The sequence below is a fragment of the Rhizobium sp. SEMIA 4085 genome (assembly GCF_013004495.1).
GTDB classification, from domain to species: Bacteria; Pseudomonadota; Alphaproteobacteria; order Rhizobiales; family Rhizobiaceae; genus Rhizobium; species Rhizobium gallicum.
Genome location: NZ_JABEPH010000498.1, coordinates 1 through 3403, shown reverse-complemented (window position 1 = coordinate 3403; position 3403 = coordinate 1). Strand labels below are relative to the sequence as shown.

Genomic DNA, 3403 nt, shown 5'->3' with positions numbered 1-3403 from the left:
TTGGTTGCGGGGGCAGGATTTGAACCTGCGGCCTTCAGGTTATGAGCCTGACGAGCTACCGGGCTGCTCCACCCCGCGTTATTTTGATTGAGCGGAACGGACCGCTTGATTTGCGGCCGGTTTATCTGGCTTATTGCCGTTTTATTGTTTTGAGAAGATTTTGATTTGTTGCGTTTCGCAGACCTGGCGGCGACCGACTCTCCCGCGTCTTGAGACGAAGTACCATAGGCGCTGGGGCGTTTCACGGCCGTGTTCGGAAAGGGAACGGGTGCAGCCACCCCGCCATAACCACCAGGTCAGCGAAGCGCAACGATTTGAGAAGCTGGAGAAGTTTTCACTTCGTTTTTTTTGAACACGTCTTGACCGGTAAGGGTCAGGCTCATTTTGATGAGCATTGTCAATGAGAACGATCAAGCCGATCGAGCTATTAGTACCGGTAAGCTTCATGCATTGCTGCACTTCCACACCCGGCCTATCAACGTGGTCGTCTTCCACGGCTCTGATAGGGAACACTCGTTTTCAGGTGGGTTTCCCGCTTAGATGCCTTCAGCGGTTATCCCTTCCATATGTAGCTACCCTGCTATGCCCTTGGCAGGACAACAGGTCCACCAGAGATATGTCCATCCCGGTCCTCTCGTACTAGGGACAGATCCTGTCAATATTCCTACACCCACGGCAGATAGGGACCGAACTGTCTCACGACGTTCTGAACCCAGCTCACGTACCGCTTTAATTGGCGAACAGCCAAACCCTTGGGACCTGCTCCAGCCCCAGGATGCGATGAGCCGACATCGAGGTGCCAAACAACCCCGTCGATATGGACTCTTGGGGGTCATCAGCCTGTTATCCCCGGCGTACCTTTTATCCGTTGAGCGATGGCCCTTCCACGCGGGACCACCGGATCACTATGACCGACTTTCGTCTCTGCTCGACTTGTCAGTCTCGCAGTCAGGCGGGCTTATGCCATTGCACTCGACGACCGATTTCCGACCGGTCTGAGCCCACCATCGCGCGCCTCCGTTACTCTTTCGGAGGCGACCGCCCCAGTCAAACTACCCACCATACACTGTCCCGGATCCGGATAACGGACCGCGGTTAGACATCCATGACGATAAGGGTGGTATTTCAAGGATGGCTCCACGGAAACTGGCGTCCCCGCTTCAAAGCCTACCACCTATCCTACACATGCCGACACGAATGCCAGTGTAAAGCTATAGTAAAGGTGCACGGGGTCTTTCCGTCTGACCGCAGGAACCCCGCATCTTCACGGGGAATTCAATTTCACTGAGTCTATGTTGGAGACAGCGGGGAAGTCGTTACGCCATTCGTGCAGGTCGGAACTTACCCGACAAGGAATTTCGCTACCTTAGGACCGTTATAGTTACGGCCGCCGTTTACTGGGGCTTCAGTTCAAAGCTTGCACCTCTCCCTTTAACCTTCCAGCACCGGGCAGGCGTCAGACCCTATACGTCGTATTGCTACTTCGCAGAGCCCTGTGTTTTTGATAAACAGTCGCTACCCCCTGGTCTGTGCCACCCCATCCTGGTTGCCCAAAATGGGGTCACGCTTCTTCCGAAGTTACGCGTGCAATTTGCCGAGTTCCTTCAACATAGTTCTCTCAAGCGCCTTGGTATACTCTACCTGACCACCTGTGTCGGTTTCGGGTACGGTCTATACGGTGGAGCTGTTTCCTGGAACCGCGTCCCTGCAAGATCAATCCAATAAGACCTTACAAGTTGAGCAATCCGTCACTACCACCAGGCCCACGAATATTAACGTGGTTCCCATCGACTACGCGTGTCCGCCTCGTCTTAGGGGCCGGCTAACCCTGCTCAGATTAACTTTAAGCAGGAACCCTTGGTCTTTCGGCGAGAGGGTCTCTCACCCTCTTTATCGTTACTCATGTCAACATTCGCACTTCCGATACCTCCAGGATGTCTCACGACTGTCCCTTCACAGGCTTACGGAACGCTCCGCTACCACGTGTATTGCTACACATCCTCAGCTTCGGTGCATGGCTTCAGCCCCGTTACATTTTCGGCGCAAAGACCCTTATTTAGACCAGTGAGCTGTTACGCTTTCTTTAAATGATGGCTGCTTCTAAGCCAACATCCTGGTTGTTTTGGGATCCTCACATCCTTTCCCACTTAGCCATGACTTGGGGACCTTAGCTGGAGGTCAGGGTTGTTGCCCTTTTCACGACGGACGTTAGCACCCGCCGTGTGTCTGCCGAGTAGTACTCCCCGGTATTCGGAGTTTGGTTAGGATCAGTAAGACGGTGAGTCCCCATAGCCCATCCAGTGCTCTACCCCCGGGGGTATTCGCTCGACGCTCTACCTAAATAGATTTCGCGGAGAACCAGCTATTTCCGAGTTTGATTGGCCTTTCACCCCTAGCCACAAGTCATCCCAATCTATTGCAACAGATGCGGGTTCGGTCCTCCAGTTGGTGTTACCCAACCTTCAACCTGCTCATGGCTAGATCACTCGGTTTCGGGTCTAATGCAACAAACTCAATCGCCCTATTCAGACTCGCTTTCGCTACGCCTACACCTACCGGCTTAAGCTTGCTTGTTACACTAAGTCGTTGACCCATTATACAAAAGGTACGCCGTCACCCTTTCAGGCTCCGACTGTTTGTAGGCATCCGGTTTCAGGTTCTATTTCACTCCCCTTGTCGGGGTGCTTTTCACCTTTCCCTCACGGTACTTGTTCGCTATCGGTCATGCACGAGTACTTAGGCTTGGAGAGTGGTCTCCCCATGTTCAGACAGGATTTCTCGTGTCCCGCCCTACTCTAGGACAATGAGTGTTCTACGCGTACGGGGCTGTCACCCGCTACGGCCCAACTTTCCAGATGGTTCCGCTTTATTCCTCATTGCCACTGGCCTGGTCCGCGTTCGCTCGCCACTACTTGCGGAGTCTCGGTTGATGTCCTTTCCTGCAGGTACTTAGATGTTTCAGTTCCCTGCGTTCGCTTCTTACCCCTATGTATTCGAAGGTAAGATACCTTATTAACGATACTTGGAAACCTGTTTGGTTCATGTCCTCACGGCCAAAGGCCTGCGGACGGCGCGCCGGACGACCGGCGACGCGCTACCGCGCTGTAGTGCTGCCAAACCCGAACATCGAGCAAGGCACCCATACAGGCCAGAGGCCGTCGGCGATCGTTCGCCGTAACGTCGGATCGAAGATCCGACAACCAAACAGATTTCCCAAGTATCTAAGGTGGGTTGCCCCATTCGGAGATCCATGGATCAAAGCTCATTCGCAGCTCCCCACGGCTTATCGCAGCGTATCACGTCCTTCATCGCCTGTGCATGCCAAGGCATCCACCAAATGCCCTTACGACACTTAATCGTTCTCATTGCCAATGCTCATCATCTTTGTTGGATTTGGAAAACC

General features: G+C 53.5%; 1 tRNA gene and 2 rRNA genes. All 3 read right to left on the bottom strand.

Annotated features, from left to right (window positions below):
* Window position 1: 1 nt before the first annotated feature.
* The 3 genes from C9413_RS29830 to C9413_RS29820 all read right to left on the bottom strand — a co-directional run bounded on the left by C9413_RS29830 (window position 2) and on the right by C9413_RS29820 (window position 3358).
* A tRNA-Met gene (locus C9413_RS29830) sits at window positions 2-78 on the bottom strand.
* A 103-nt stretch (window positions 79-181) separates the two neighbouring features.
* Window positions 182-296 (bottom strand): 5S ribosomal RNA (gene rrf / locus C9413_RS29825).
* A gap of 110 nt (window positions 297-406) precedes the next feature.
* Window positions 407-3358 (bottom strand): 23S ribosomal RNA (locus tag C9413_RS29820).
* Window positions 3359-3403 lie beyond the last annotated feature (45 nt).